This window comes from Exiguobacterium sp. PvP048 (assembly GCF_040549175.1).
GTDB lineage: Bacteria > Bacillota > Bacilli > Exiguobacteriales > Exiguobacteriaceae > Exiguobacterium_A > Exiguobacterium_A artemiae.
Window position 1 is genome coordinate 183250 of sequence record NZ_JBEPSU010000002.1, and the last position, 26442, is coordinate 209691.

33 protein-coding genes are annotated in these 26442 nt (G+C 45.8%); 27 read left to right on the top strand and 6 right to left on the bottom strand.

What is annotated here, in order from left to right; translation table 11 throughout:
* From ABIC15_RS05420 to ABIC15_RS05465, 10 genes are all read left to right on the top strand, one after another.
* A complete protein-coding gene (locus ABIC15_RS05420; RefSeq protein ID WP_354019941.1) occupies window positions 1-2184 on the top strand; it encodes a glycoside hydrolase family 57 protein in 2184 nt (727 codons plus the stop codon).
* Between the two features lie 104 nt (window positions 2185-2288).
* Window positions 2289-2438 carry a 50S ribosomal protein L33 gene (gene rpmG, locus ABIC15_RS05425; RefSeq protein WP_012369771.1) on the top strand — a complete coding sequence of 50 codons (150 nt, stop codon included), beginning with the start codon at window positions 2289-2291 and terminating at the stop codon, window positions 2436-2438.
* Window positions 2439-2499: 61 nt separating this feature from the next.
* Window positions 2500-3048, top strand: coding sequence for a 5-formyltetrahydrofolate cyclo-ligase (locus ABIC15_RS05430; RefSeq protein WP_012369772.1), 549 nt, complete (start codon window positions 2500-2502; stop codon window positions 3046-3048).
* A complete protein-coding gene (locus tag ABIC15_RS05435) occupies window positions 3039-3818 on the top strand; it encodes a DUF92 domain-containing protein (protein WP_354019943.1) in 780 nt (259 codons plus the stop codon). The genes ABIC15_RS05430 and ABIC15_RS05435 overlap by 10 nt, the downstream gene beginning before the upstream one ends.
* A 168-nt stretch (window positions 3819-3986) precedes the next feature.
* The gene (locus tag ABIC15_RS05440) at window positions 3987-4940 is read left to right on the top strand and encodes an L-lactate dehydrogenase (RefSeq protein ID WP_012369774.1); all 954 of its coding nucleotides are present in this window, start codon (window positions 3987-3989) and stop codon (window positions 4938-4940) included.
* A 625-nt stretch (window positions 4941-5565) separates the two neighbouring features.
* Window positions 5566-6075: a GNAT family N-acetyltransferase gene (locus tag ABIC15_RS05445; protein ID WP_012369775.1), complete on the top strand. Its 510-nt coding sequence runs from the start codon at window positions 5566-5568 to the stop codon at window positions 6073-6075.
* Window positions 6076-6253: 178 nt separating this feature from the next.
* Complete coding sequence (locus ABIC15_RS05450; RefSeq protein ID WP_354019944.1) at window positions 6254-7291, top strand: M42 family metallopeptidase; 1038 nt, start codon at window positions 6254-6256, stop codon at window positions 7289-7291.
* Window positions 7275-7472 (top strand): YqgQ family protein, encoded by a 198-nt coding sequence (locus ABIC15_RS05455; protein ID WP_012369777.1) that lies wholly within the window; start codon window positions 7275-7277, stop codon window positions 7470-7472. The genes ABIC15_RS05450 and ABIC15_RS05455 overlap by 17 nt, the downstream gene beginning before the upstream one ends.
* A gap of 83 nt (window positions 7473-7555) precedes the next feature.
* The gene (locus tag ABIC15_RS05460; protein ID WP_354019946.1) at window positions 7556-8506 is read left to right on the top strand and encodes an ROK family glucokinase; all 951 of its coding nucleotides are present in this window, start codon (window positions 7556-7558) and stop codon (window positions 8504-8506) included.
* A 221-nt stretch (window positions 8507-8727) separates the two neighbouring features.
* Window positions 8728-10653, top strand: coding sequence for an LTA synthase family protein (locus tag ABIC15_RS05465; protein ID WP_012369779.1), 1926 nt, complete (start codon window positions 8728-8730; stop codon window positions 10651-10653).
* A 127-nt stretch (window positions 10654-10780) separates the two neighbouring features.
* On the opposite strand, the gene ABIC15_RS05470 is transcribed toward ABIC15_RS05465, so the two are convergent.
* A complete protein-coding gene (locus ABIC15_RS05470) occupies window positions 10781-10960 on the bottom strand; it encodes a DUF2759 domain-containing protein (protein WP_012369780.1) in 180 nt (59 codons plus the stop codon).
* Between the two features lie 165 nt (window positions 10961-11125).
* Here ABIC15_RS05470 and ABIC15_RS05475 point away from each other — a divergent pair, with 165 nt between their 5' ends.
* The gene (locus tag ABIC15_RS05475) at window positions 11126-11743 is read left to right on the top strand and encodes an MBL fold metallo-hydrolase (protein WP_354019948.1); all 618 of its coding nucleotides are present in this window, start codon (window positions 11126-11128) and stop codon (window positions 11741-11743) included.
* Window positions 11744-11791: 48 nt separating this feature from the next.
* Here the strand turns inward: ABIC15_RS05475 and ABIC15_RS05480 are convergent, their stop codons facing one another.
* Window positions 11792-12055, bottom strand: a complete 264-nt coding sequence (locus tag ABIC15_RS05480) for a DUF2626 family protein (protein ID WP_012369782.1) — start codon at window positions 12053-12055, stop codon at window positions 11792-11794.
* Window positions 12056-12280: 225 nt separating this feature from the next.
* Here ABIC15_RS05480 and ABIC15_RS05485 point away from each other — a divergent pair, with 225 nt between their 5' ends.
* The 13 genes from ABIC15_RS05485 to gcvPB all read left to right on the top strand — a co-directional run bounded on the left by ABIC15_RS05485 (window position 12281) and on the right by gcvPB (window position 21105).
* On the top strand, window positions 12281-12667 hold the full coding sequence (locus tag ABIC15_RS05485) for a Spx/MgsR family RNA polymerase-binding regulatory protein (RefSeq protein WP_012369783.1): 387 nt from the start codon (window positions 12281-12283) through the stop codon (window positions 12665-12667).
* Window positions 12668-12726: 59 nt separating this feature from the next.
* Complete coding sequence (locus ABIC15_RS05490; RefSeq protein WP_012369784.1) at window positions 12727-13569, top strand: ATPase, T2SS/T4P/T4SS family; 843 nt, start codon at window positions 12727-12729, stop codon at window positions 13567-13569.
* Between the two features lie 17 nt (window positions 13570-13586).
* Window positions 13587-14525, top strand: coding sequence for a type II secretion system F family protein (locus tag ABIC15_RS05495; protein ID WP_012369785.1), 939 nt, complete (start codon window positions 13587-13589; stop codon window positions 14523-14525).
* A 20-nt stretch (window positions 14526-14545) separates the two neighbouring features.
* The gene (locus ABIC15_RS05500; protein ID WP_012369786.1) at window positions 14546-14863 is read left to right on the top strand and encodes a competence type IV pilus major pilin ComGC; all 318 of its coding nucleotides are present in this window, start codon (window positions 14546-14548) and stop codon (window positions 14861-14863) included.
* Entirely contained in the window at window positions 14826-15293 is a 468-nt protein-coding gene (locus ABIC15_RS05505) for a prepilin-type N-terminal cleavage/methylation domain-containing protein (protein WP_012369787.1), read from the top strand. The genes ABIC15_RS05500 and ABIC15_RS05505 overlap by 38 nt, the downstream gene beginning before the upstream one ends.
* Window positions 15294-15298: 5 nt before the next feature.
* Complete coding sequence (locus ABIC15_RS05510) at window positions 15299-15610, top strand: PulJ/GspJ family protein (protein WP_012369788.1); 312 nt, start codon at window positions 15299-15301, stop codon at window positions 15608-15610.
* A 10-nt stretch (window positions 15611-15620) separates the two neighbouring features.
* Window positions 15621-15953: a hypothetical protein gene (locus ABIC15_RS05515; protein ID WP_234944577.1), complete on the top strand. Its 333-nt coding sequence runs from the start codon at window positions 15621-15623 to the stop codon at window positions 15951-15953.
* A complete protein-coding gene (locus tag ABIC15_RS05520; protein WP_012369790.1) occupies window positions 15929-16222 on the top strand; it encodes a hypothetical protein in 294 nt (97 codons plus the stop codon). Before ABIC15_RS05515 ends, ABIC15_RS05520 begins: the two co-directional genes overlap by 25 nt.
* Window positions 16215-16697, top strand: coding sequence for a shikimate kinase (locus ABIC15_RS05525; protein WP_012369791.1), 483 nt, complete (start codon window positions 16215-16217; stop codon window positions 16695-16697). Before ABIC15_RS05520 ends, ABIC15_RS05525 begins: the two co-directional genes overlap by 8 nt.
* Window positions 16694-17008: a hypothetical protein gene (locus ABIC15_RS05530; RefSeq protein ID WP_012369792.1), complete on the top strand. Its 315-nt coding sequence runs from the start codon at window positions 16694-16696 to the stop codon at window positions 17006-17008. The genes ABIC15_RS05525 and ABIC15_RS05530 overlap by 4 nt, the downstream gene beginning before the upstream one ends.
* A gap of 182 nt (window positions 17009-17190) precedes the next feature.
* Entirely contained in the window at window positions 17191-18273 is a 1083-nt protein-coding gene (gene gcvT / locus ABIC15_RS05535; RefSeq protein ID WP_012369793.1) for a glycine cleavage system aminomethyltransferase GcvT, read from the top strand.
* A gap of 14 nt (window positions 18274-18287) precedes the next feature.
* Complete coding sequence (gcvPA, locus tag ABIC15_RS05540; RefSeq protein WP_354019952.1) at window positions 18288-19634, top strand: aminomethyl-transferring glycine dehydrogenase subunit GcvPA; 1347 nt, start codon at window positions 18288-18290, stop codon at window positions 19632-19634.
* Window positions 19627-21105 carry an aminomethyl-transferring glycine dehydrogenase subunit GcvPB gene (gcvPB, locus tag ABIC15_RS05545; RefSeq protein WP_290830174.1) on the top strand — a complete coding sequence of 493 codons (1479 nt, stop codon included), beginning with the start codon at window positions 19627-19629 and terminating at the stop codon, window positions 21103-21105. The genes gcvPA and gcvPB overlap by 8 nt, the downstream gene beginning before the upstream one ends.
* Window positions 21106-21169: 64 nt before the next feature.
* Here the strand turns inward: gcvPB and ABIC15_RS05550 are convergent.
* Window positions 21170-22332 (bottom strand): IS3 family transposase gene (locus ABIC15_RS05550; protein WP_354019955.1). Its coding sequence is split into 2 segments (ribosomal slippage): window positions 21170-22056 and window positions 22056-22332, totalling 1164 coding nucleotides; the frame shifts between segments, so codons are not numbered across the junction.
* Window positions 22333-22465: 133 nt separating this feature from the next.
* Window positions 22466-22846, bottom strand: coding sequence for a rhodanese-like domain-containing protein (locus ABIC15_RS05555; protein WP_012369796.1), 381 nt, complete (start codon window positions 22844-22846; stop codon window positions 22466-22468).
* A gap of 139 nt (window positions 22847-22985) precedes the next feature.
* Here ABIC15_RS05555 and ABIC15_RS05560 point away from each other — a divergent pair, with 139 nt between their 5' ends.
* The 3 genes from ABIC15_RS05560 (at window position 22986) to hpt (ending at window position 24935) form a co-directional block, all read left to right on the top strand.
* A complete protein-coding gene (locus ABIC15_RS05560; RefSeq protein WP_354019957.1) occupies window positions 22986-23816 on the top strand; it encodes a lipoate--protein ligase family protein in 831 nt (276 codons plus the stop codon).
* Window positions 23817-23840: 24 nt separating this feature from the next.
* Window positions 23841-24263: a transcriptional regulator MntR gene (mntR, locus tag ABIC15_RS05565; protein WP_012369798.1), complete on the top strand. Its 423-nt coding sequence runs from the start codon at window positions 23841-23843 to the stop codon at window positions 24261-24263.
* Between the two features lie 144 nt (window positions 24264-24407).
* Window positions 24408-24935: a hypoxanthine phosphoribosyltransferase gene (hpt, locus tag ABIC15_RS05570; protein WP_354020329.1), complete on the top strand. Its 528-nt coding sequence runs from the start codon at window positions 24408-24410 to the stop codon at window positions 24933-24935.
* A 49-nt stretch (window positions 24936-24984) separates the two neighbouring features.
* Here the strand turns inward: hpt and ABIC15_RS05575 are convergent, their stop codons facing one another.
* Window positions 24985-25386 carry an SA1362 family protein gene (locus ABIC15_RS05575; protein ID WP_012369800.1) on the bottom strand — a complete coding sequence of 134 codons (402 nt, stop codon included), beginning with the start codon at window positions 25384-25386 and terminating at the stop codon, window positions 24985-24987.
* Window positions 25387-25406: 20 nt separating this feature from the next.
* A complete protein-coding gene (locus ABIC15_RS05580) occupies window positions 25407-26339 on the bottom strand; it encodes a DUF1385 domain-containing protein (RefSeq protein ID WP_354019959.1) in 933 nt (310 codons plus the stop codon).
* Window positions 26340-26442 lie beyond the last annotated feature (103 nt).

Here is a 26442-nt window from a genome sequence, read left to right on the forward strand (position 1 = left end):
ATGCGCAAAGGTTATTTTTCACTTGTTTTACATGCCCATTTACCATACATCCGACATCAGGAAGCCCATCGTCTAGAAGAGAGATGGATGTACGAAGCCATTTCAGAAACATATATTCCATTACTATGGGAAATTGACCGCTTGGAGCGTCCGCTTGGCTGGACGATCAGTATCTCTCCACCAGTTATCGAGATGTTGGCAGACTCGCTCATTCAAGATCGTTATGTGGAGCATCTGGACGATACGTTACGATTGATTGAACAGGAGTTACAACGCGAGTTGGTGAACGAGGAACGTGATGCCTTACTCTTTTACAAAGAACGCTATCATGATTTAAAAGTGACGTTCGAGCACTGGGGGCGTAACTTAAACCATGCTTTCCGCCATTACAAGAAACAAGGTTATCTCGAATTGATGACTTGTACCGCGACACACGGATTCAGTCCGCACATGCTGTCGGAACAAGCGGCACGTTCTGAAATTCAGACAGGGTTAAACTGTTTTGAACGCCATTACGGTTATCGTCCGACCGGTCTATGGATGCCGGAATGTGCATATACGCCGGGTCTTGATAAAATCATGTACGAAGAAGGTATCCGTTACACGTTCGTTGACGAACATTCGATCCTGAATGCCGATCCTACGCCGAAACACGGTATCGGAGCACCGGTTTATTCGCCGCATGGTGTCGCTTTATTCCCGCGTGATCAAATCATCTCGGGCCGGATCTGGAGTTCAGTCATCGGTTATCCGGGACACCCGGATTACCGTGAGTTTTATCGTGATCTCGCCTATGACCGGGAATGGGATCAAATTGCTGAATTCATGCATCCGGAAGGACTCCGTTACGACACGGGCTTAAAACTTCACCGGGTAACGGGCGAGTCGGACCAAAAAGAATATTATGTCCGTGATTGGGCCTGGAAACGGACGGATGTCCATGCGAACGATTTTGCGGAAGCACTTGCGAACCATTTAGATGAGCAGAGCGGACAAGATTTCCTGCCGTTCCTCGTCACGGCACCATTCGATGCCGAGTTATTCGGACATTGGTGGTTCGAGGGGCCGGACTTCCTCGGAAAAACGATGGAACGATTCGAAGACTACGGCATCGAGTCGATTTCTCCGGCGATGTTCTTAGAACGTCACTTCCAGGATATTGAAACGGTTCACATTGCCATGGGAACATGGGGACGTAAAGGTTATGCCGACGTCTGGATCAATGAGCGGAATGATTGGATGATCCGTCACCTGCATCAACTTGAAAAACGGTTGGCAGGTGTCGTTGCCCGTAATCGTCATCAAGATGAGCTGACGGTGAAAGCCAAACGCCAATTGATTCGGGAGTATCTGCTTGCCGTTTCGAGTGACTGGCCGTTTATTCTTGACGGACAGACGACAGCACAGTATGCAGCGAACCGCTTCCGTGAACACATCAAACGTTTTGAAGAGACGGAACGCCGCCTTGATGCACAAGAACTGACACTGGATTGGTTGGAAGAACGGTATGCAGAATACCCGTTCCTCGCCGATACAGACATTGAACCGGATGTCTTCTTGACGCCGCACGATTACTACGTGGCGGTTCAACGGGAAGCATCATGGAACAGTGAGGCCGTTTTACTTGTGACCACTCAATATGATGATCCGAATCGTCCGGTTGCAGAATACGCAAAACGATTAGCTGCATCCGGTGAAAATGTGTACGTCATCACATCAGGCGCGACGGGCTATCGACATGAGGATGGTATCCATGTCTATTCTGTCGAAGTTAGTGGTCTACCGCTCGTTCAGACGTATAATCAATTGGCCGGCTTAAATTTGGCAGTCTTGCGTCAAGCGCAGGCGTTGAATAAAATCGTCGAGTTCCGTCTTGTCCATAACTTTAATATGGAGACGGCTTCAGCAGCCCAATCGTTTGCGGAAATGAACGGATTGCCACTTGTAAGCAACGTGTATGACTTGGAAAGCGAACGTTCTCCGTCAGGAACAGGCGGACTGGTCGTAGCAATCAAACGACTGGAAGGCGAAGCATTACGTCATTCGGACGTCATTTATCTCGAACGAGAAGAAGCGAGAAACGGGATCGAACAGGATTATCATGTCGCAAAAGAACTGCGTACATTCCAGGTGGACCTTGAAAATCCATACCAGCATATAATGAATCCAAAAAAGAACGGATGAACAGTTGCAATTCACTTCCTTTCTTGGTACGATACTTGAGTATGCTTAACCTTATGTAAAGCAAAAATACTTGATACATCGAGAGCTAGATAGGAGGGAATCCCATGCGCGTTAAAATTACTTTGGCTTGCACTGAAACTGGTGACCGTACTTATATCACTAAGAAGAACAAGCGTAACAACCCAGAGCGTCTTGAGTTGAAGAAATACAACCCACGTCTCCGTAAGCACACACTTCACCGTGAAGTAAAATAATTGAGATGGAAGCCGTCACCTTGTGTGATGGCTTTTTTGTTGAATAAGGGGGATTGGCAGAATGGAAAAGCAGGAAATCCGGCGATGGATCACCGATCAGTTAAACCGGTTGGAAAACCGGGAACAAAAGCAACAGCAGATTTATGATCAGTTATTTGAATTACCGGAGTGGAAAAATGCTCAATCGATTGCTGTCACACTGTCGTTTCGTAATGAATGTGCGACGGATCCGATTATTTTAAAAGCCTGGCAACTCGGAAAACAGGTAGTCATTCCGAAAGTCATACAACAGGAAATGAAATTTTTTGAATACGTACCGAACAGTCCGTTAATTGAAACGAAGATGGGTATTCGTGAACCGGATGACCAGGCGAACGAGCAATCTTTGCGTTCAGTCGATCTTTGTCTTGTTCCTGGACGGGCTTTCACACGTGCAGGATACCGCATCGGATGGGGCGGCGGTTTTTATGACCGGGCATTAACTGACTACCCGGGGCATACGGTAGCGGTTACGTTTGACTGTCAGCTCGTTTCTGATTTTGAGGTGGAACCGTTTGATCAACCGGTCCAAAAAATCGTAACCGAGTCTAAGGTCATCGTATGTCGGTAATATACGGTGTCGTATTTTGTTTGCTGCTCGGATATATCGGTTACCGGTTTCGTCTATTGACCGTCAGCGGCAGTCTCTTTACGGTGGTCGTCGGTTCGCTTGTCCTTGCGGGTTTCGGATACCCCGGACTTGTCATGTTAATGCTCTTTTTTGGCAGTTCCAGTTTGTTATCGAAACTCGGGAAACGAAGAAAACAATCAGTGGATCAAATTGTCGAAAAAGATGGACCGCGTGACGGCTGGCAGGTTCTTGCAAATGGAGGCATCGCAGCATTAGCTTCCATAGGATTCAGTTGGACAGAACACACGTCGTTTCTCGTCTTATTTTTGGTTGTCCTTGCAGCATCCAATGCGGACACATGGGCTTCTGAAATCGGTCCGTTATCAAAAAAAGATCCTTTCCTGTTTACGGGACGGCGTGTACCGGCCGGGACGAGCGGTGCCGTTTCGTTTCTTGGGACATCGGCAACGATCGTCGGCGCCCTATTTATTGCGACAGCGGGAGACCTGTTGTTTGATTTACCAACGGGGACGTGGCTATTGATCGCAGCAGGCGGCATCATAGGTAGTCTACTTGATACCGTATTCGGGGGGACGGTCCAGCGGAAATTCCGGTGTGTCGTCTGTTCGGAAGAAACGGAGAAACGCCGGCACCACAACCAACCGACCCTTTATTTAAAAGGGTGGAAATGGCTCGGGAATGACGCCGTCAACTTTTTATCGAGTACGTTAGCCGGAATGATTGGTTTTATAGGGCATCAAATGTGGTAAGTTGAAATGGAAGATGTCACTTTTCCTTATGTTAGGATATTATTGACACAATTTAGACAAGATGTGAACGATTTCATTAATTCCTAAACTTTGTGAAAGATGTTACAATCTAATTGTGAGGTAGTTAACAAACTTTTAAATTACCTATCAGAAAGGTGGATATAAAGGATGGAATTACATGCGAAAGTGACACGTGTAGCGTTAATTGGGGCGGGGGCTGTCGGTTCAAGCTTTGCTTATCAGATGTCAACGGCAGGATTGTGTGAAGAATTGGTTATCATCGACGTAAATAAAGCCAAAGCGGAAGGTGAAGCGATGGATTTAAATCACGGAACACCATTCAGCTCTTCTCCGATGCGGATCTGGGCAGGGGATTATTCAGACTGCAAAGAAGCGGAAGTGATCGTCATCACAGCAGGCGCGCCACAAAAACCGGGTGAAACCCGACTCGATCTTGTTGCTAAAAATGCGTTAATCATGAAAGAAATGGTGCGTCAAATCATGGAGTCCGGTTTTGATGGCATCATCGTTGTTGCCTCTAATCCGGTTGACATCATGTCCCACTTAGCTTGGAAATATTCCGGTCTTCCGAAATCCCGTGTCTTTGGCTCAGGAACGGTTCTGGATACGGCACGTTTACGCCAAATGCTCGGTGAATACTTCCACATCGATTCCCGTAATGCCCATGCGTATATTCTCGGTGAGCACGGGGACACCGAATTTGCAGCCTGGAGCAACTCCCGGATCTATGGTAAAACGATTGATGAATTGTTAGCGGAAGATGACCGATACTCGCAAGCGGATCTTGATCAGATTTATATCAATGTCCGCGATGCAGCCTATCATATCATCGAACGAAAAGGTGCGACGTATTATGCAATCGGACTTGGACTCGTTCGAATCGTCCGGGCGATTCTTGGAAATGAGAACTGTCTTTTGACGGTCGGTGCGCACGTCGACGGTCAGTATGGAATTTCCGGGATTCATATCGGCGTCCCGGCAATCATCAACCGGCAAGGGGTCCGGGAAATCATTGAAGTTTCTTTAACGGAAGAAGAATTGAAAAAATTCCATCACTCAGCAGAAGTGTTACGGCAAACGATGGAACCTGTCCTTCGCTGAGTGGAAGGCAAATGCTCCATCCGTTGCTTTCGATCTGCCTGAAATGAAAAGATCAGTCCATTTTAGCCATACAAAAAGGACTGATCTTTTTGTATGGAAGAATCTCGATTAAACTAGGTTTTATTTTACTAGAAAAAGGTTATGTAAAGGATAGAAGAGTTTTTGATGGCATCGCATTCAATAGTAAAAACGCTTGAACTATCTCCATCTACGCTATGCTAAGAGGTGAAGGATTCCTGAGTTATCCAACCTATTGGTCGGAAATTTATCAGGCTAACCCCGTCGTCCCGACGGTTGGATCTTAATCTTGCCAGTTTCTTTTGTGCGGACGCCTACTCTGCTTGGTTTTCGCTACTTCAGTCATCCGCAAGGTGAACGTTGAAGATTTTACGTGACAGACGAACTTCCTGTCACAACCTTATACCTTCAGTTTTTAAAGAACACGACATATTATTTATTCCTGGTTTTAAGTGTTTTCAAACCGAGAACGTGTCGGGCAATTGACGTGTCGTAAGACACGCCTTGCCCGAAGGCGATTCATCTCCCACCTACGCTGGGCTTCGCCTGAGACAATTAGAGGTGAGAGTATTCTCGACTAATTCTGATAAAGGGGAGAAAGACAGTCATGTATACATTTCGGAAGTTAACGAAAGAAGATGCAGAACAGTATTGGAGTCTTCGACTGGAAGGATTAAAAAATCATCCAGATGCGTTTGGTCATTCGTTTGATGATGAACAACAAACACCGATTCAGGATGTTCAAGAAGGACTGGAAGGCGGTCCGGATTCTGATGAAATATGGCTCGGAATATTTGACGGTGAAAAATTATTCGGGTTCGGACAGGTCAAATCGTTCGAATTATCACGGGAGTCGCATAAAGCGATGATTTCCGGCGTATATGTTTCACCGGATTATCGTGGCGGAACGGGTCGTGCTTTGATGGAAGCTTTGATTGAAGAAGCAAAACAACTTCCTGATGTCGAACAAGTCATTTTGGCGGTACTTTCCGGTAACGAGGCAGCGCAAAGTCTGTATGAATCACTTGGATTCGAAGTATACGCGGAAGATCCGGATTCCGTTAAATTGGAAGATGGGACGTACCGGGATGATATTTGGATGAAGAAATACGTCTGATGGAAAGACGGATTGTCGTCTATGCGTAGACGTATGAAAAGTCGTAGAGTCAATTTACATTGACTCTACGACTTTTTTTATTGACAGGGCAGACGGCTGAAGCGGTGAATCAGTATCCGCCTGTTCCATCTTTTGGTATCATAGAGAGGGAAAAAACATTTGAAAAGGAGTGGAACAGATGCAGGCAGTTGTTCAGACGATTCGTGACTTAGTGGAGATTCCTAGTCCGACCGGATTCACCGCTCACGCACTTACATATGTAGAAAACCGGTTCAAAGAAGAAGGTATTTCATATAAAAAATTAGAAAAAGGGGCATTGCTTGCGATGTTGCCGGGCGAGTCGGTGCGAATCCGGCTGTTAACGGCGCATGTCGATACGCTAGGAGCAATGGTAAAAGAAATCTTACCGACCGGGCGCCTCAGTCTTTCGCAGCTCGGCGGCTATGCCTGGACAGCAATTGAGGGGGAAAACTGTTTAGTTCACAAGATGGACGGACAGACGGTTTCCGGAACGATCGTGTTCCATCATTCAAGCGTCCACACGTCACGTGTGACAAATACGGAAGAGCGGAGCGCGACGAATATCGAGGTCCGTCTTGACATCCGTTCGACGACGGCAGAAGAAACGCGGGTTTCCGGAATTGAAGTAGGGGATATCGTGACGTTCGATCCGCGATTCGTCCATACGGAGACAGGATTCGTCAAATCACGTCATCTTGATGACAAAGCGTCCGTCGCTTTATTACTGGAGCTCGTCAAAAAATGGAAAACCCTGACGCTGCCACATCCTGTCCATATTCTGATTTCGAACTATGAAGAAGTTGGATTTGGAGGTAATGCCGGTTTTTCTGAAGATGTCGCCGAATATATCGCAGTCGATATGGGAGCACTCGGAGAAGGACAACATTCGGATGAGTACACGGTTTCGATTTGTGCAAAAGATGGTTCAGGTCCGTACGATCTTGCCTTACGTCACCAGTTCACACGTTTAGCGCAACAGCATTCGATTCCGTACAAAGTGGATATCTATCCGTATTACAGCTCGGATGCTTCAGCAGCGGTTCATGCCGGACATGATGTCCGACACGGTTTACTCGGTCCTGGAATTGAATCGAGTCATTCTTATGAGCGGACACATGAAACGTCACTTCAAGCGACCTACGATTTACTGGACGCATTTGTAAAGGAGCCGATGAACGATGAAAACACTTTATGACGTCCAGCAATTGCTCAAATCATACGGGACAATCGTTTATCTCGGTGACCGGGAATCGGACATTGCGATGATGATGCTGGAACTCGATGAGCTGGAGCAGGCGGGTGTACTGGAGAAAAAACAATATGATTCTGCAAAAGTGATTTTGGCATACGAGTTGCAACAATCGAGAAAATCATGAAAATATTGTGCAACCCTTTGCACAGGTGAATGAATCAGCTAAAATAAAAGGGAAGAATCTTTTATCATAAGGGAGTTATGACGATGAAGTGGTTACTGGGTGTAGATATCGGCGGAACGACGGTCAAGATGGCGATTTTAGACTTACAAGGAATTATCGTGGAAAAATGGGAAATCGAAACGGTTATCTTAAATGATGGGGAACAAATTCCGGGAGACATCGCCCATTCTTTCTTTGAAAAATGCCAGCAAAGCAATAAACGCGTTAAAGATTTTGTTGGAGCCGGAATCGGGGCACCGGGATTCATCGACTTTAACACGGGTGTCGTCGAAAAAGCGGTCAATATCGGTTGGAACAATTTCGAACTCGTCGGAGAATTCGAGCGTTTAACCGGATTACCGGCAGTGATCGAGAATGACGCGAACGCAGCAGCAATCGGTGAGATGTGGAAAGGGGCCGGAAGCGGAGCGACAGAACTGCTTGCCGTTACACTCGGAACCGGGGTCGGAGGCGGATTGATCACAAACGGTCAAATCGTTCACGGTACAGTCGGTATGGCCGGTGAAATCGGTCATATCACAATGTTGCCGGAAGGTGGTGTCATGTGTGGTTGCGGTCGTAAAGGGTGTTTGGAAACGATTGCTTCCGCAACAGGTGTCGCCCGGCTTGGTCTTGAAAAACGAAAAGGACATGTCACTTCTTTGAACGACATCAAAGCGGTTACGGCAAAAGATGTGTTTGAAGCGTATTCGCAAGGGGATACGGTAGCGAACGAGGTCGTGGAAGAAGTAACGTTCCACCTTGGACTCGCCATTTCGAATTTAGCCAACAGCTTTAATCCTGAAATCATCGTCATTGGCGGCGGCGTTTCAAAAGCAGGCGAGGCGCTGATGGCTCCATTACAAGAGACATTTAAGCGATTTGCTTTGCCGCGGGTCTTCGGATCAACGACCTTCAAAATCGCTGAACTGGGTAATGACGCAGGTGTCATCGGCTGTGCTTGGTTGGCGAAACAAATGTTTCTGAAAAAATAATAAGTAAATGTTTTAAAAAAAGATTCGATATTTTGAATCTTTTTTTTATTTACAAACGTAATAAAAGTATGTGAATGTAAAGTATCGACCGGATTCCGGTTGCATTTTTGTAAAAGTAAGCGTAAAATTTTCACGTGATACGGGTATAAATAGATTAAGACATGTAAGACGTGTAAAAGTTCAATCAAAAAGGACACACGTATATTAGGAGGCAGGTTTTTATGCAGCAAGACTCAAGCATCTGGTCGCGTATGCGGCTAAAGCTGGGTCAAGGTGTACGCAGTACGTATAAGGAGCACAAGCTCTTTTGGATTGCGACACTTCTGATTTGGTTAAAAACATATTTGGCGTATACGCTCTTTTTTAATGTGCCGGTCACCAATTCGGCCCAGGCATTCATCTTACTGATCAATCCAATCAGTTCGGCACTGTTTATGTTTGGATTCAGTTTCTTCTTCCGCGGAAACGTTCAAAAATGGTTCATCTACGGAACTCTTGTCGTTGCGACACTTGTTCTGTATGCGGATATCATTTTCTTCCGTTTCTTCAATGACTATTTGACATTACCGGTTCTGTTCCAGACATCGAACGCAGAGACAGTATCCGCTTCACTAACTTCATTATTGTCATGGGCAGATTTGCTGATTGTCGGTGACTTGTTGATTCTTCCATTCTTCCTTCGAAAAATGGATATGTCGAAAAATATTGCATCACGCGGACGTGCGATTCTCGCTTTCGTCGCAGCAACAGCCGTTTTCCTTGGGAACCTGGCACTTGCTGAAACAGAACGGCCGGAACTATTGACACGTGCGTTTGACCGCGAGCTTCTCGTTAAAAATATCGGGACGTTTAACTTCCATATGTACGATGCGCTGATCCAGTCAAAAACGTCAGCACAAAAAGCAATGGCGGACAGCTCGGAGCTCTCTGAAGTGCAAGGGTTTGTAGATTCTAAGTACGCTGAACCGAACCCGGCGATGTTTGGGAAGTATAAAGGGAAAAACGTCATCGTGATTTCATTTGAGTCAGCTCAATCGTTTGCTGTCGGCTTAAAAGCACCGAATGGGCAGGAAGTCACACCTAACCTTAATAAACTGATCAAAGACTCGCACTATTGGGATAATTTCTATCACAATACTGGACAAGGAAAAACATCGGACGCCGAGTTTATCTTGGAAAACTCGATTTATCCACTCGGTCGTGGATCCGCATTCTTTACAAATGGAGAAAATGAATTCCGCGCCACACCTGAGATGTTAAAAGAAGACGGTTATTATTCAGCTGTTTTCCATGCAAACAACAAGTCATTCTGGAACCGTGATATTGTTTACAACAGTTTCGGAGTGGACCGTTTCTTCTCGGAAACAGATTACGATTTAGGTAATCCGGAAGATTTAACAGAGTGGGGCTTACTGGACGATAAGTTCTTTGAGCAATCGTTACCGATGCTGAAAGATCTTCCGCGCCCGTTCTACTCGAAGTTCATCACGTTGACGAACCATTATCCGTTTGAAATGCCCAAACCGGAAGATGAACTCGTACCGCCGCTTGAAACGAGTTCGACGACATTAAATCATTATGTTCAAGCACTCGCTTATCAAGACATGGCGCTCGGTAAGTTCATCGAAGGATTAAAGAAAGACGGCACTTGGGATGATACGATTTTCATGGTATACGGTGATCATTACGGAATCTCGACGAATCACAATGCTGCGATGGCGGAATTGTTGAAAAAAGACGAGTTAACACCGTATGATGTTGCTCAATTACAACGTGTACCGTTCTTGATCCACTTACCTGGACAAGACAAAGGTGTCAAACACGATGAGGTCGCAAGTCAAATTGATATCAAGCCGACGTTGTTAAATCTGCTCGGTTACGATTTCAAAGATGAAGTATTGTTCGGAACGGATCTGTTCTCGAAAGAACATAAAGATTATGCGTTGTTCCGGGACGGTTCTGTCGTAACGGATAAGACAGTCTACACGCAAGAGACATGTTATGACCGTAAGACCGGTGAAGAAGTCACAGACGAGAAAGACGGCGCTATCTGTAAAGAGTCCGTCAAACAGTCTGAGAAAGAACTCGGTTTATCGGATAAAGTCATCTATGGTGATCTGTTACGTTTCCTTCAAACTTCTAAATAATTTAAAAGACGGGGACGATGTGTAATCGTTCCCGTCTTTTTTTTGAGGTATTACTTCCACACTGTCAGGCTACAAAAAAGGTCAGCACTCCGATTTGGAATGCTGACCTTTTTTGTGTAAACCATGATTATGACGGAATTCCGCCGAAAATCAATGTCGCAATACCAAACCAACCAAATAAGATAACAGTCAGTCCAGCAAATACGAGTGGAAACATTTGACGTTTCTTAAGTGAACGCAAGACGGCCCACACGCCGACGAGTGCAACGATAAAGAAAAGCCAACCGATTGGTTGATCCAAATGCATGACGTATTCCCCCTTAAAAATCACGTTATGAAGTTCACGAAGATTTCACTTAAATCTCACTTTTTAGTTTAGCCGACTGAGCGAATAAAGTCGAGAGGGGGGACGACGAACTTTCGACAATTTCGTGTATAGTAGAGAAGAATATCAACAAAGGAGTTTGATGAGATGGAAATCGTAAGTATTACTTCAGGTATGGCTTCGGAAAACGGCTATCTTCTTTTTAAAGAAGGAAAATGTTTAGTGATTGATCCGGGAACGGAAGATATGCGTTTTTTTGATGAAATTGAAAAACGCGATGCTAAGGTCGAAGCCATTCTTTTAACACATGCCCACTTCGATCATATTGGCGGTGTCGATATGTTGCGGCGTTTTACGTCGGCTCCGGCATACATTCATCCAAATGAAACGAAATGGTTGTCGAATCCGAATCTGAATGGATCGATTAAGTTCAACATGCCGCCATTAAAGGTGAAGCCGGCAGAACAATTGTTGGTAAGCGGTTCTTTGGAAATTGGTCCGTTTCAGTTTCATGTTTTGGAAACACCGGGACACTCACCGGGCAGTGTGACGTTTTATTTTAAAAAAGAGCAGGTTGCATTTGCAGGGGATCTGATTTTTAAACGAAGTGTCGGTCGAACGGACCTGGAAGGCGGCGATCAAAACGTACTGATGCGGTCCATCGATCGTGTCATTGCAGAAATACCGCACGATACAACATTTTATCCGGGACATGGACCGGAAACGACGTTACGTCAGGAAATCAAGCACAATCCTTTTTTCTGAAGAAATGAAAAAATCCCTCGTCTTCATTCGAAGGCGAGGGATTTTTGTTCACATTTGGAAGTTGGACCAATACGTGAAGACGATAAAGAATACTGTTAAGTACGCTGCAAAAATGTAGACATACGTTTTTTCAGTTAGGCGAAGATAGCCTAATGCTGCAAAAAATACTGTTTGTGCCAAGAAGACGAAGCCCATAACTAAAAATGAATCCGTATGTTCACTTGAGCTGGCATCTCCACCTAGAGCGCCGATAAATGCCATGACTGCAATGATGCCAGTCCAAAATCCGAGTACGCGGTACATTCTCCCCATTCATATAACCCCCTAAATCCGACAGATAGTCAATATACGTACTTATTTTACCAAGCAAACAATCATCCGTCCATCATGTTCTAGTGTTTGTTAAGGAATAACTGTGAACAAAAGATGAAGTTTGAAAAAAACTTGTACAATAGTTGTACAAAAGGTGTACAAAAGGAAGGATGCGTGGTATAGTTTCTGTAATGAGAAGCGTAGATTTTGAGAGGAGGAGCAATAATGGCGAATGAGTTGATATTTTTCACGTATCCAAGCTGTACATCTTGTCGTAAAACGAAATCATGGTTAAAAGAGGAACATGTTGATGTAGAGGAACGTCATCTGTTCAGAAATGCTCCAACAGTAGATGAGTTGATGGAATTGCTTAAACTTTCAACAGATGGAATCGAAAGTTTACTGGCGACACGCAGCCAAGCATTTAAAGATTTGGGAATTGATGTCGATGACATGAAATTAAGCGAACTACTTCGTTTGATGAGTGACAATCCAAAATTGTTACGCCGTCCAATCATTACTGACGGTAAACAACTTGTAATCGGATACGATAAACCAGGACTCGAGACACTTGCGAAACGTAAAAACCGAATTATTGCCCAAGTATCTTAAAGAAGCCGATTTGTTTCGGCTTCTTTTTTTTTGTATTTTTTGATTAAGGAGGTGTTGGGTTGAGAGAACAGATCAGTCAATTGATTCACCAATTTGAAACGGTTGGAGCGACCGATGTGCATTTTATTCCAGGTGACCAAACGGCACAAGTCATCTGTCGGGCGAATGGCGGGTTAAACGAACAATCCTCGATACCGATTGACCAGTACCGGTCGATCGTCAGTCACGTTCGCTATGAAGCCAACCTAAAGGAACAGAATGAACGAATTCCTCAAAGCGGTCTTTATCCTCTGGAAGAGAACGGGATGCGTGTTTCCATCTTACCGAGCCGATATGGTGATGCCATGTCCTGGCGATTTTACCGGGCGGTCGTGTCTGACAAAGTTGCGGCCGGTTTGCTTGATCCTGAAGACGATTTAATCTGGATGAAACAACAAACACATGGATGCATTATCATTTCGGGCACGACAGGAGCGGGGAAAACGACGATGCTTTACTCGTTGATGGCCTCGATGGAAGGGAAACGGATTATTTCGGTCGAAGATCCGATCGAATGCAGCGTACCGGGAATTTTACAGCTGGAGTTAAATGCGAAGGCTGGTTTTGATGCGACCCGGTGCTTTGAAGAAATTCTCCGGGCTGATCCGGACTGGATTGCTTTTGGTGAGGTGAGAACGGCGGAAGCGGCACGATTGACCATCAATGCGGCACTGAGCGGTCATGTCGTGTTGTTTACGCTACATGCAGGATCGATTGCTGAGGCGATGCTGCGATTAAGGACATTAGGTATAACGAAAGAAGAATTATCAGTATGCAAAAAAATCATTCATCTATATCGGGAGGAGGGGAACGTGCGCTGTACCGTCGAAAACTTACAAGCGCTAGCAAAGGTCGGTTCTTAAATCGATTCCATCGCCTCTTGTCAAAAGGAATCTCAACAAAAGAGGCACTCGATATACTGATTCGTTTTGAAGACCCTTTGCTTATTCCGGTCATTCGTGAGATTCAAGAACGATTACAACAGGGCAACCGGCTTTCGTTTGCCCTCGAACCGTTAAACTTGCCGACCGCGTTACAACAATTACTTAGAGTAGGAGATCAAACGGAACGTCCGCTGATGATTTTACGACAAGTCATCCGATTACTTGAGCTTGAAAGTCAGATGAAAAAGAAGTTTTGGAAGATGGCCCGTTATCCAATTGTCTTGGCTGTCAGTCTGCTGTTGCTATTCATGTTTTATGCCCTCTACGTATTTCCTTCCCTACTCGAGATGTCGAATCCGGCTACCTTACCTCCGTTCGTCCGTCCCCTCATTCATCCTTCCGCCAAATACGTCATGGCATTTGCTCCGCTGACAACGATGGTCGGACTGATTCTTCTGATCCGCCGTATACCGATAAAACGACTGTTGCGGATGAAGATGATTCAAAAAATGCTTCGTTTGTATTACAGCTATCTGTTTACAATCGAGGTCGGCTCCTTCATCGATGCCGGATTTTCATTGGAAGAAGCTTTTCATGCCTTGGAACAAGGGCAAACCGGTAAAAAGAAACAGATGTACCAGATGTTGCATCACCGTCAAAAAAGCGGTCAACCATTATCGGAAGCGATGCAGGATGAAAACATCATTGATGTTGAAACTGTCGGATTGGTTCATATTGCACGGGAAAGTGGTGATTTAGGCCCTTTATTACTGGAACAGGCAGCATTGTTACATGAATCGATTGAGGAAGAAGTCGAAAAGAAACTGTTGCTGATTGAACCGGCATTGTACGGAGGATTAACCGTGATGACAGGCACACTATTCTTGATTCTGTATTATCCGATCCAACTCGCGATTCAGCAACTTCCATTTTAAAGAGACGAGGAGTCGATTAAATGAAACGGTTTATTCAAAATCAACGAGGGTTTACATTGCTCGAAATGGCAGCTGTCCTGCTGATCATTTCTTTGCTTTTACTCGTATTGATTCCGACGATGACGAGCGGGAAAGATCAGGCGAAAGGAGTCAGTTGCGAAGCAAACATCCGTGTCATCCGTTCCGAAGTAAATCTTTACTATGCCAAGGAGAAAAAATATCCAGAATCACTGCAAACCATCAATCGAGGAACGGCGGAAAAACCGAACGAGCTTGCTTGCGATCAGGAGACCTATACGTATGATGCGAAGACTGGGGAACTTACGAAAGTCAAATGACGGATTTACATTAATTGAGATGACGGTTGTCCTAGTAATGATCGGATGCCTGTTAGTGTTACTGTTGCCGACCGTCATTGAGCGGCGGCCGGCCTTGTATACGTTGGAACAGGACATTGGAATACTCGAGCAGGATATCCAAACACTTCGACTGATTCAGTATTCTAAAACGAGTGACCAGAATCAGATGCAGCTTCGTTGGAAAAATGACGGGAAAGGTTATTTGGTCATGGCGAATGACCGGCTGTTATGGCAACGGACGTTTCAACCGGGGCATTCCTGTGTCGTACCTTCAAACGGACGGATCATTTATTTTAAAAGTTATCATTCGACGTATGCCTCGACCTGGGTCTGTCAATCGACGACACAAGCATTTGAAATCAAATTTTTACTCGGCAACTATCAGATGCTGATTCAAAAATTGAGGTGAAAACCGTGAAAAATATAAGTGTTCAGCAACAGGGATTCACACTCCTTGAAGTCGTCTTGTCAATGGTTGCCATCGCGTTTTTCCTGATACTCGCAATCGATCCTGTGTTGTCTGTTCAAAAGCAGAAAAATCAATTGCTGGTCGAAACGCGGCGGCTCGATCAAATGGCATCCGATCAAATTGCAGAAAAAAGAACGGGATACGATATCCGGGAAGGGATGTGGTGTAGTGAGGGGCTCTGTTTGGCGAGCTCAATCCGGAACGACACTCCTCGAAATTTCGTTGGTCCTTTGGCTGAGCCCGCTCTTATTGATTAGTCTGATTGCTATGACACAAATCGTCAGTACCGCACATCAGGAACAACGGATGGATGAAGAGTTATTTTTTCATACGATTGAACGGCTGATGTGGCGAAGTACTTCTTGTGAGAAGCAGGGGGATGAGGTTCACGGCGTGGACGTCGATCCGGAAGAGGAGCCGATCAAGTGGCGGCTCGTCCGTGTCCAAAATCAAATCCGATTAAAAAAAGAATTTGGAGGCGAACTGACTTATGCCCACGATGTAACGCATTATCAGGTCCGGCAGGAAGGACGGACGCTGATTTTCGAGCTCAATCAGCGTCAACGAACCGTTCAGTGCAAGAACACGGGTTCATCCTGATTCAAACCTTGTTACTCCTGCTCGGGATAGGTGTGGCCATCTTGTTAGGCTGTCATCAGATGGATGAAGCGGTCAAGCAGATTCAACTGGAGAAAGAGGCGTTACAACTCGAGTCGCTGGTACGAGCCGCGACGGACGACTGCCGTCAAGATGAAACCGTTCGGTATCCGATTGGCCGGGTTATCTGTACACGGACAGATAAAGGCTTTAAAATGGAAGCGATACTAGATAACGGACAGAGAATCGAGGCGGTCGTTTCGAATGGATAAGGTTTATTTGATTGGTTTTATGGGAACTGGTAAAACAGCGATTGGACGTCACCTTCAGACACGTTACGATGTCGAGGAACTGGATGAACGCTTCGTCCAGGAATACGGTTCGATTACGGATTTCTTCGCAAAATACGGCGAAACAGGATTTCGGGATCGGGAAGTCGAATTGTTACGGAACAGCGAAGCAGAGATTGTCATCACGGGAGGCGGAATTATCGAGCGTTTGGAAAATCGGACGCTCATGCAAGAATCGGGACTCATCATCTGGATTGATACGCCGTTCCATCTGGTCTGGAATCGGATCAGGACAGATCCATCCCGTCCACTTGTCAAATCACGGATGACAGTCGAAAAGTTATTTCGGAGACGGCGTCCCGTTTACGCACGGTTGGCCAATATCCGCTTGGACGGAACAAAAACCGTCCGCGAACTGGCAAAAGAAATTGAATCGATACTGGAGGAGAATGTATGATTTGGATCAATCTTGGAATTATCGTCTTAGCCATCATCGGTCTGGTGATTTTCGGGTTAAGCTTATACAAGAAGAAAATTTCAAAAGATGTGGCAGTGCTCAAACAACTGCTGGAACGTTTTTCAATTCGTCAACAAACGTTGCAGACGGGCATTGATCATACGACAAGCCGGATCGATCAAATTAAAGGAAACATTGATCATTTGGTCGCGGAAGGGAAGCGTGTCGAGCAAGGAGGACGTCAACTCATTGCTGAAGGGCAACGTCTTAAAACAGAAGTTGAACATACTGCCGGACTCAAACCATTTTGAAATGGCTTTCATCGGCTGAATATGAAACAATAGGAGAGAAGGGACTTTGTCCTTTCTCTCTTTCCTTTTGTTCAATTTCCGAATAAACCTAGAATAAAAGATTCGAAATTGGTAGAATGTAATTGAAAGTTGAACAATAAAGAGAAAAGGAATTGAAAATGTTCGTAATTAGGGGGAAAAGTATGAGTCAGACGACATTGAAGAGAACGCCATTGTTCGACATCATTGCACCAACGGGGAAAATGGTCGATTTTGCAGGGTTTGAAATGCCAGTTCTGTTTTCATCCATCAAGGAAGAGCATACAGCGGTGCGGGAACGTGTCGGGATGTTTGATGTATCCCATATGGGCGAGTTATTTGTTTCCGGATCAGATGCGTTAGCGTTTTTGCAACAGACGCTGTCGAATGATATCTCGAAGATTGCGATCGGACAGGCTCAATACAACGTCTTATGTCAAGAAGACGGCGGGACAGTAGACGATTTGTTGGTATATCGTTTGGACGAACAGGATTACCTGCTCGTCGTCAATGCATCCAACATCGAGAAAGATGAAGCACACTTACGTCAGTATCTGACGGGGGACGTGTTGCTTGAAAATCAATCGGATGCCTACGGTCAAATTGCCGTTCAAGGTCCAAAAGCTGTTGAAGTGTTGCAGGAACTGACGGCACTCAAGCTGGAAGACATCAAATTTTTCCGCTTTGCGCAAGGAGAATTGGCTGGAGTCGAGATGCTTGTATCACGCAGCGGTTATACAGGGGAAGACGGCTTCGAATTGTATATGCCGTCAGCAGACGCATCAGCGGTCTGGAATGCGTTATTGGAAGCGGATGTCGTACCGTGCGGGCTGGGTGCCCGGGATACGTTACGATTTGAAGCCTGCCTGCCGTTATACGGACACGAGTTATCAGCGACGATTTCACCGATTGAAGCAGGGATGGGATTTGCCGTTAAACCGCAAGTGAAGTCGTTTGTCGGATCGGAAGTCTTGGTGAAACAGAAAGAAGACGGACCGCGTCGTCAATTGATTGGTCTTGAACTGACGGATAAAGGGATCGCTCGTCAAGATGCTCCTGTTTTGGTAAATGGGGAAACTATCGGATTCGTTACGACGGGTACATTACCACCGACAATTGGTAAAGCCATTGCGTTAGCACTTGTGCCGACGGAATATGCGACCGAGGAAACATTTGAAATCGAAGTACGCGGAAAAAAACTGGCAGCAAAACGAATTGATACGCCATTCTATCGCCGGAGCAAATAAGGGGGACATAAAAGATGGATTTTCGTTATTTACCGATGACGCAAGAAGATGAAAAAGAAATGTTACAGACGATTGGTGCAGACTCGATAGAAGACCTGCTTGCCGATATTCCGGCAAGTGTACGCGACCAAGGGACGTTGGAAGAAGTGGGCATTCCGTTACCGGAAACTGACTTGATTCGAACGCTCTCAAAACTTGCCGATCAAAACATGAATACGAAACAGTACCCGTCGTTCCTCGGTGCCGGCATTTATGACCACTATGCACCGGCTGTCGTCAACCATATGTTACTCCGGTCTGAGTTCTACACGGCGTACACGCCGTATCAGCCTGAAATTTCGCAAGGGGAGCTGCAGGCAATCTTCGAGTACCAAACGATGATCTGTGAACTGACAGGAATGGATGTCGCGAACTCTTCCATGTATGACGGGATCACCGCACTGGCTGAAGCGGCGATGCTTGCCTGTGCCCACAAGAAGAAAAAAACAATCGTTCTCTCGGATGGTGTCCATCCGGAAGCACACGATGTCGTACGGACATATGCAAACGGTCCCGGGCTTGAAGTGGAGACGCTGCCGCTCGTGAATGGGGAAACGGCGATTGCGAACCTGGATGCACTGGAGGATGTCGCCTGCGTCATCGTACAGTATCCGAACTTCTATGGACGTGTCGAAGACTTACAGGCACTGGCGGACGCGACACATGCGAAAGGCGGTCTATTCATTGTCTCGGCCAATCCGCTTGCGCTCGGTTTGTTAGAGGCGCCTGGTAAGCTCGGCGCCGACATTACGATCGGGGACTGCCAACCATTCGGTATTCCGCAGAGCTTCGGTGGACCGACGTGTGGATACTTCACGACGACAAAAGCCTTGATGCGAAAAATTCCGGGACGTCTTGTCGGTCAGACAGTCGATGAGGACGGAAAACGCGGGTTCGTCCTGACGTTACAAGCACGTGAGCAACACATACGTCGTGATAAAGCGACTTCGAATATCTGTTCGAACCAGGCCTTAAACGCTTTGGCTGCATCAATTGCAATGAGTGCACTGGGAAAACGCGGAATCCGTGTACTGGCAACCCGCAACCTCCAGACGGCCTACGCCTTGAAAAAATCATTGATTCAAGCAGGCTTCCACATCGTGGACGACGGTCCGAGCTTCAATGAATTTGTGGTGGAATTGCCAATTGATGCGACAGAAGCCGGCAAACAGTTGTTGCAAGCCGGGATCATCGGTGGACTGCCGCTTGGTACGTTCGACGAAAGCCGGAGCAACCAAATGCTCGTTTGTGCGACTGAACTACGGACAAAAGAAGAATTGGATCAATTCGTGACTGCGTTAGGAGGACTGACTCATGCATAAAACTAGTGAACAGACATTGATTTTTGAAATCTCAAAAGCCGGTCGTGTCGCCTACAGTTTACCGCTTCCGACGGTTGATGAAGTAGCGGCGGAAGAATTACTGCCTGCCCATTTGCTGCGCCAGGAAGACGTCGAGTTGCCGGAAGTGTCCGAACTCGATCTTGTCCGTCACTATACAGCGCTTTCGAACCGAAATCACGGGGTCGATTCCGGTTTCTATCCGCTTGGTTCATGTACGATGAAATACAATCCGAAAATCAATGAAGATATGGCACGTCTCCCTGGATTCGCCCATATCCACCCGTTGCAACCGGTTGAGAGCGTTCAAGGGGCTCTCGGACTGATGTACGATTTACAAGAAAAACTTGCGGTCATTACCGGTATGGACGAAGTGACGTTGCAACCGGCAGCGGGAGCGCATGGTGAGTGGACGGGATTAATGTTGATCAAAGCTTATCACCATGCCCGGGGTGACTTTAAACGGACGAAAGTTCTCGTCCCGGACTCCGCCCACGGAACAAATCCGGCATCGGCTTCTGTCGCTGGTTTTGATACGGTGACCGTCTTATCTGACGAGCGCGGATTAGTTGACCTAGCTGACCTAAAGAGTAAAGTCGGGGAAGATACGGCCGCATTGATGCTGACGAACCCGAATACGCTCGGTCTGTTTGAGTCGGATATCGTTGAGATTGCGAAAGCGGTCCATGAAGCCGGAGGAAAACTGTACTATGACGGCGCGAATTCAAATGCAATCATGGGAATTGCACGTCCGGGAGACATGGGCTTTGATGTCGTCCACTTGAATCTCCATAAGACGTTTACGGGCCCTCACGGCGGCGGCGGTCCGGGTTCAGGTCCGGTCGGTGTCAAAAAAGATTTGATTCCGTATCTGCCAAAACCGATTGTTGCCAAGACAGCAGAAGGTTTTGTACTCGATTACGACCGTCCGGAATCAATCGGACGTGTCAAACCGTTCTACGGAAACTTCGGTATCAACGTTCGGGCCTACAGTTATATCCGGACAATGGGAGGCGCAGGACTTGCCCGCGTTTCAAAAGAAGCCGTCTTGAATGCCAATTATATGTTGGCACGTCTGAAAGGCGCATATGATGCCCCTTATGACGTCTATTGCAAACACGAATTTGTCCTGTCGGGCCGTCGTCAAAAAGCACTTGGGGTACGGACACTCGATATCGCAAAACGTCTGCTTGACTTCGGATATCATCCACCGACGATTTACTTCCCGTTGAATGTCGAAGAGTGTATCATGATCGAACCGACGGAAACCGAATCGAAAGAGACGCTTGATGCCTTCTGTGATGCGATGCTCCAGATCGCAAAAGAAGTGGAAGAAACACCGGACGTCGTCTTGAACGCACCGCATACGACGGTCGTTAAACGAATGGATGAGACATTAGCGGCCCGCAAGCCGATTTTACGTTATCAGCCGAAACAAGAAGTACACGTTTAAACCAAAAAACCATCCCGTAGACTAGACTGACCCAGCAATATGAGACACATATAAAACACCTTGATTAGGCTGCCAGTACACCGTATTTTTTCGGTGTGAGGTAGCCTAATTTTTCTTGGATTCGTTCTTCGTTATAGTAGTTTAAGTAATTAATAACGCGTTCAGAGACCTCATAGTCTCTTAGCGAATTAAATTTGACGTACTGGAACTCCTCGGACTTTAAATTAGAGTGGAACGATTCGATCACTGCGTTGTCCCAACAGTTTCCTCTACGAGACATGCTACTTGTTAGGTAATTCCTCTTAACGAATTCTTGAAAGGCATATGATGTATAAACACTGCCTTGATCCGAATGAAGGATGACCCCTTCGGGGTAGTTTCGATTCTCAAGCGCTATCTTCAACGTATCAATCACAAGAGGCGTTTGTTGATGCTCGTATAACTTGTAGGCGATGATCTCGTTATTGAATAGGTCCATGATAGTTGAAAGATATTTTGTCGTGCTGCCGTATTGGATATAGGTGATATCCGTCACCCACTTCTGATTCGGTTTACTTGCTGTGAAATCACGTTTGATAAGATCCGGTGCCGTTATGATGCGCTCACCTTGAGACTTCCATCTTCGTTTCGGTTTGATCCGACATTGGAGATGGTGTTTTTGCATGATTTTCTGTACGGTATTCCGATTGGCTTTCAACTGATAAATTTGCTGTAATAATGCCTTTATTTTTCGATGGCCATTCCGATACTTCGTCTGTTTACTTAGTTCAATGATGGCTTTTTCGAGCACCGAAGGTGCTTTCACAGATTCTTTAATCCAACGGTAATAGTTTGCTTTGGGTACATTCAAAACGCTAAGAATGGCGGTGATTGTATACTTTCCCTGAAGCAATTCTACAATTTTTATGACTGCTTCTTTCTCAACTCTCTTTCGATCTCCATGTACTTTTTTAAGATCTCGTTTTCCATCTTCAGATGAGACATTTGTCGTTCGCTCTTGTCATCCTCACTCGCAGAATCTGGACCATGTCCATAGGTATATTGTTTTCCAATCGGCTGATCAAATCGATAATGTTCGTTAGCGCGATACCATCTCATCCATGTTTTGATTTGAGATTCATTTTTGATTCCGTACTTCTCCATGATTTCTTTCGTCGTCAACTTACCACTCAACTTATCTTTTACTACTGCCCATTTCACTTCACTTGAATATACGTTTTTGCCCATGCAAAAACACCTCCGATGTTAGTACTTTTTAAAAGTGTACCACTCCGAAGGTGTTTTATATTGTCTCAAAATTTTAGGTTAGCCCACCGCGTCTCAGTTGACGGGGATGGTTTTTGTTATGAAATAAGAGGAATCAGCTGCGTTTAACTTTTCCAGTCCACTGCTTGAAGCCGCCTTTAAGTTGATACAGATTTGTATAACCTGCTTTTTTCAGGACTTTGGCCGCTTGCGACGAACGCATGTTGCCTTGGCAGTACAAATAGATCGGCATGTCCTTGCGTAATTCTTTAGCACGCATTTTCATCTGACTGACCGGTATGTTACGGGCTCCGATGATATGTCCGCCTTTGAATTCCTGTGTCTCGCGGACATCCACGATTTGTGCTTTCCGGTAATTTGCCCGGAATTCTTCTTGTGAAAGTTTTGTAATTCCTTTGACCGGCATGAAGCGCCATATGATATAAGCGATCAAAGCCACCCATAATACGATCGTGATGATTGTACTGATTTCCATATCTAAGTTCCAACCCCTTCGTTCATATAACATCTTTACCATTATAGTAAACGAAATCGATTTCGGCAATCGACTCGTCGTTGCGCAGGATAGAAAGGGTCTGATACACTAATACGGAAACGTTTCTGGGGGTGTTCACTTGATCAGAGAGTGGCAAGTATTGACGACTGAAAGAATGGAACCGGCATTAAACATGGCAATTGATGAAGCTTTAATCGGTTTTGTCGGTCGCGGCGAAGTGGCACCGACACTTCGTTTTTATTCATGGGAACCAAGAGGGTTAAGTGTCGGTCATTTTCAACGGGCGACCAAAGATATTGACCGAAACCGGATCGAGGCGCTGGGGATTCCGATCGTTCGCCGGATGACCGGCGGCCGGGCCGTCCTGCATGCGGATGAATTGACGTACAGTGTGATTCTTCCCGAACAGATGGAAGGGGTCCCGAAAACCGTCATTGAAAGTTACCGGATGCTGACAGAAGGAATCCGTAAAGGGTACCATCATTTAGGCATTCCCGTTGAATTTTCGGTTCCGATGACAGAAGAAGAAAAAGAAGAATTACGAAAACCGAAGTCTGCCGTCTGTTTTGATGCGGCATCGTATTACGAACTTGCGGTCGGGAAACGAAAAGTGGCCGGAAGTGCACAAGTCCGGCATCAAGGAGTCGTGTTGCAACATGGTTCCGTTCCGCTGTCAGTGGATGAAGGGGAATTGTTTGATTGCTTTCTTTACGAAGATGAGACGATGCGTGAACGAATGAAAGCGCGATTTGCCGGAAAAGCGGTTGCCTTAAATGAGTTGGCGGGACGCTCCGTTTCATTCGAAGAAGTCCGCCTTGCCTTTGTAAAAGGATTTGAAGACGTACTTCAACTGACCTTCAGACCGCTGGAGTTCAACAGCACCCAATGGCAGGAAATTGAACGGTTAGCAGAGAAGTATCGTAGTGAAGAATGGAACTGGAAGCGCTAAAGAGATGGATTGGAAGGTGATGTCGTGCCGACTCCGAGTATGGAAGATTATTTAGAACAGATTTATATGTTGATTGAAGAAAAAGGATATGCCCGTGTGTCCGATATTGCAGAGCTGTTAGGCGTTCATCCGTCGTCTGTCACGAAGATGGTCCAGAAGTTAGACCGGGAAGAGTATCTGGTCTACGAAAAGTACCGCGGATTGATGCTGACGGCAAAAGGACGGAAAATCGGAAAACGTCTTGTCGAACGGCATGCGTTGTTGGAAGATTTTCTGCGCCTGGTCGGAGTAGATGAATCATTGATCTACAAAGACGTGGAAGGGATCGAACATCACATCAGTATTGAAGCGCTCGATAAGATCAACGGGATGATTCAATTTTTTGCCGAACGTCCTGAATTACAAGAAGAATTTCAAAAACACCAGCAAGTACACCCGGAAGAATAAGTGTACTTGTTTTTTTGTATGGAAATTCTTAAAAGACGAACGATATATAATAAAAAATCGTTATAGTACGGTTAATCGGCATCGAATATGCTATACTGACCGTGAAATCATCGAAGGGGGTGACGGATGGGGATCCATCCGGTTATGGAAATCGTGATTAAGGAAAAGTTGGTATCAGAGTCAGAACTTGCCGCCAAAGTAAAAGAACTTGCCGTTGCAATTGAACGTGATGCGGCAGGACGGCAAATTGTTTTAGTCGTCGTGTTAAAAGGATCGATGGTATTTGCTGCTGATTTAATGCGTGAAATCAAAGGTAGTGTCCAAATCGATACGGTTGCCTGTTCATCGTACGGGGCCAAAACCGTCTCGTCAGGACGCGTCCAGTTGAAAAAGGACTTGGATCTTGATGTCGAAGGGAAATACGTCGTCGTCATCGAGGATATCATCGATACCGGGCATACCTTAAGTTTCTTGTGTGAACACATGAAGCTGCATAAACCAGGTGTCTTGAAAATTTGTACGTTACTCGACAAGCCGGCACGACGGGAAGTACCGCTCGATGCCGATTATGTCGGATTTGAGATTCCCGATTATTTTGTGGTTGGTTATGGTATTGATTGTGCCGAGAAGTATCGGAATCTGCCATATGTGGGTTGGGTTGAAACGGATTAAAAAAACAGTAGCTGTGTGCCTCGAAGGCGCACAGCTACTGTTGATTTGTTTAAAAAGCACGTTTTTTCTTTTTGCCTTTTTTTCCTTCGATGACAGTCAAATGTGGTGCTTTTGATCGGTCGCGAAGGGGGCGGACTTTACTAGAAGCAGCCGTTTTCGTTGTTTTAACCGGCTTCTTCTTAAAATCGGTCCGGCGGGGTGAAGGATTGTTTTTAGCGTACATTTTTTTAGACTGCGCAACAGATTTTCGATATTGAGAATTTGTGCTGCTGTTGACGCTGTTGCGTGTTAAAAATTTAAACAGCAGGAAGATGATTCCAGCTGTAATCGCAAAAAACAGTAATTGTGAAAACAGACTACCGGGATCATTGGCGAGCTTATATCCAAAGCCGACGAACGCAAACAGTAACACGACAAGTGCGAATGTAGAACCAATCCGTTGTCTAATCATATTATCACCCCTGTTATCAATTAACCAAGTGCATTCTCATGTAGGTTATGTTCCTGTTTTTCGAGTGCTTCAAACGCGTAAATCGCAACCTCGATCTGAGAATCATCCGGTTCTTTTGTCGTCAAATACTGTAACCACAGGCCGGGCAAGGCGATGACGCGTAAACCTTTAATATTTTGGGCTTTATTTGTTAATTGTAAAACCTCGAAAGATAAACCGATGACGACAGGAAGTAACGCAATCCGGCAAACGAGACGTAACCATAACGGGTCGGTCGGGACGATTAAATAAACGAAAAAGCCGACGATGACGGTGAAAATCAAGAAACTTGAACCGCAACGGTAATGCAGGCGACTGCTGGTCCGGACGTTTTCGACCGTCAATGGCCTTCCGCTTTCGACACAGTTGATGACTTTATGTTCGGCACCGTGATATTGAAACAGCCGTTTGACGAGCGGAGTCAAGGAAATCAGATAAAGATAACTGAAAAGTAACGTCAACTTGATTACAGCTTCCAGTACATTTTGAATCACATGACCGGACAGCGCCGGGAAGTAACTGAACAGAGAAGCTAGAAAAGCCGGAAGCAGTGTAAACATCAGCTTTCCGAAAAAGAACGACAGTACACCGAGGACAACGACACCAAGCCATTTCGTCAGTTGACCTTGGGAAGCCTCTTCCGGCTCTTCTTCCCCCGGATTGACCCCGTACCGGTCACTGGCAAAGTTCATATGACTTGCCCCGTTCGCGGACGATTCGACTAAGGCAAACAATCCGCGGATCAACGGGATTTTTTTACCGACGGCGATTCGTGGCCGGATCGGTTTTTTTTGTTCGAACGTTTCAATCGTATCGTCATTTCGACGAATGGCTGAGACGGCATGTGTGGCATTTTGGAACATGACCCCTTCGACGATGGCTTGTCCACCGACGGGCGCTTGAGCAGTTTTCATAGAGCAACGCATCCCATCTTCAAATAAAATATCGTGTACCGTCATTTTACTCGATTTAGGAGAAAAACACTATGCTCAGCTGTTAATAGCAGTCGAAAATTTA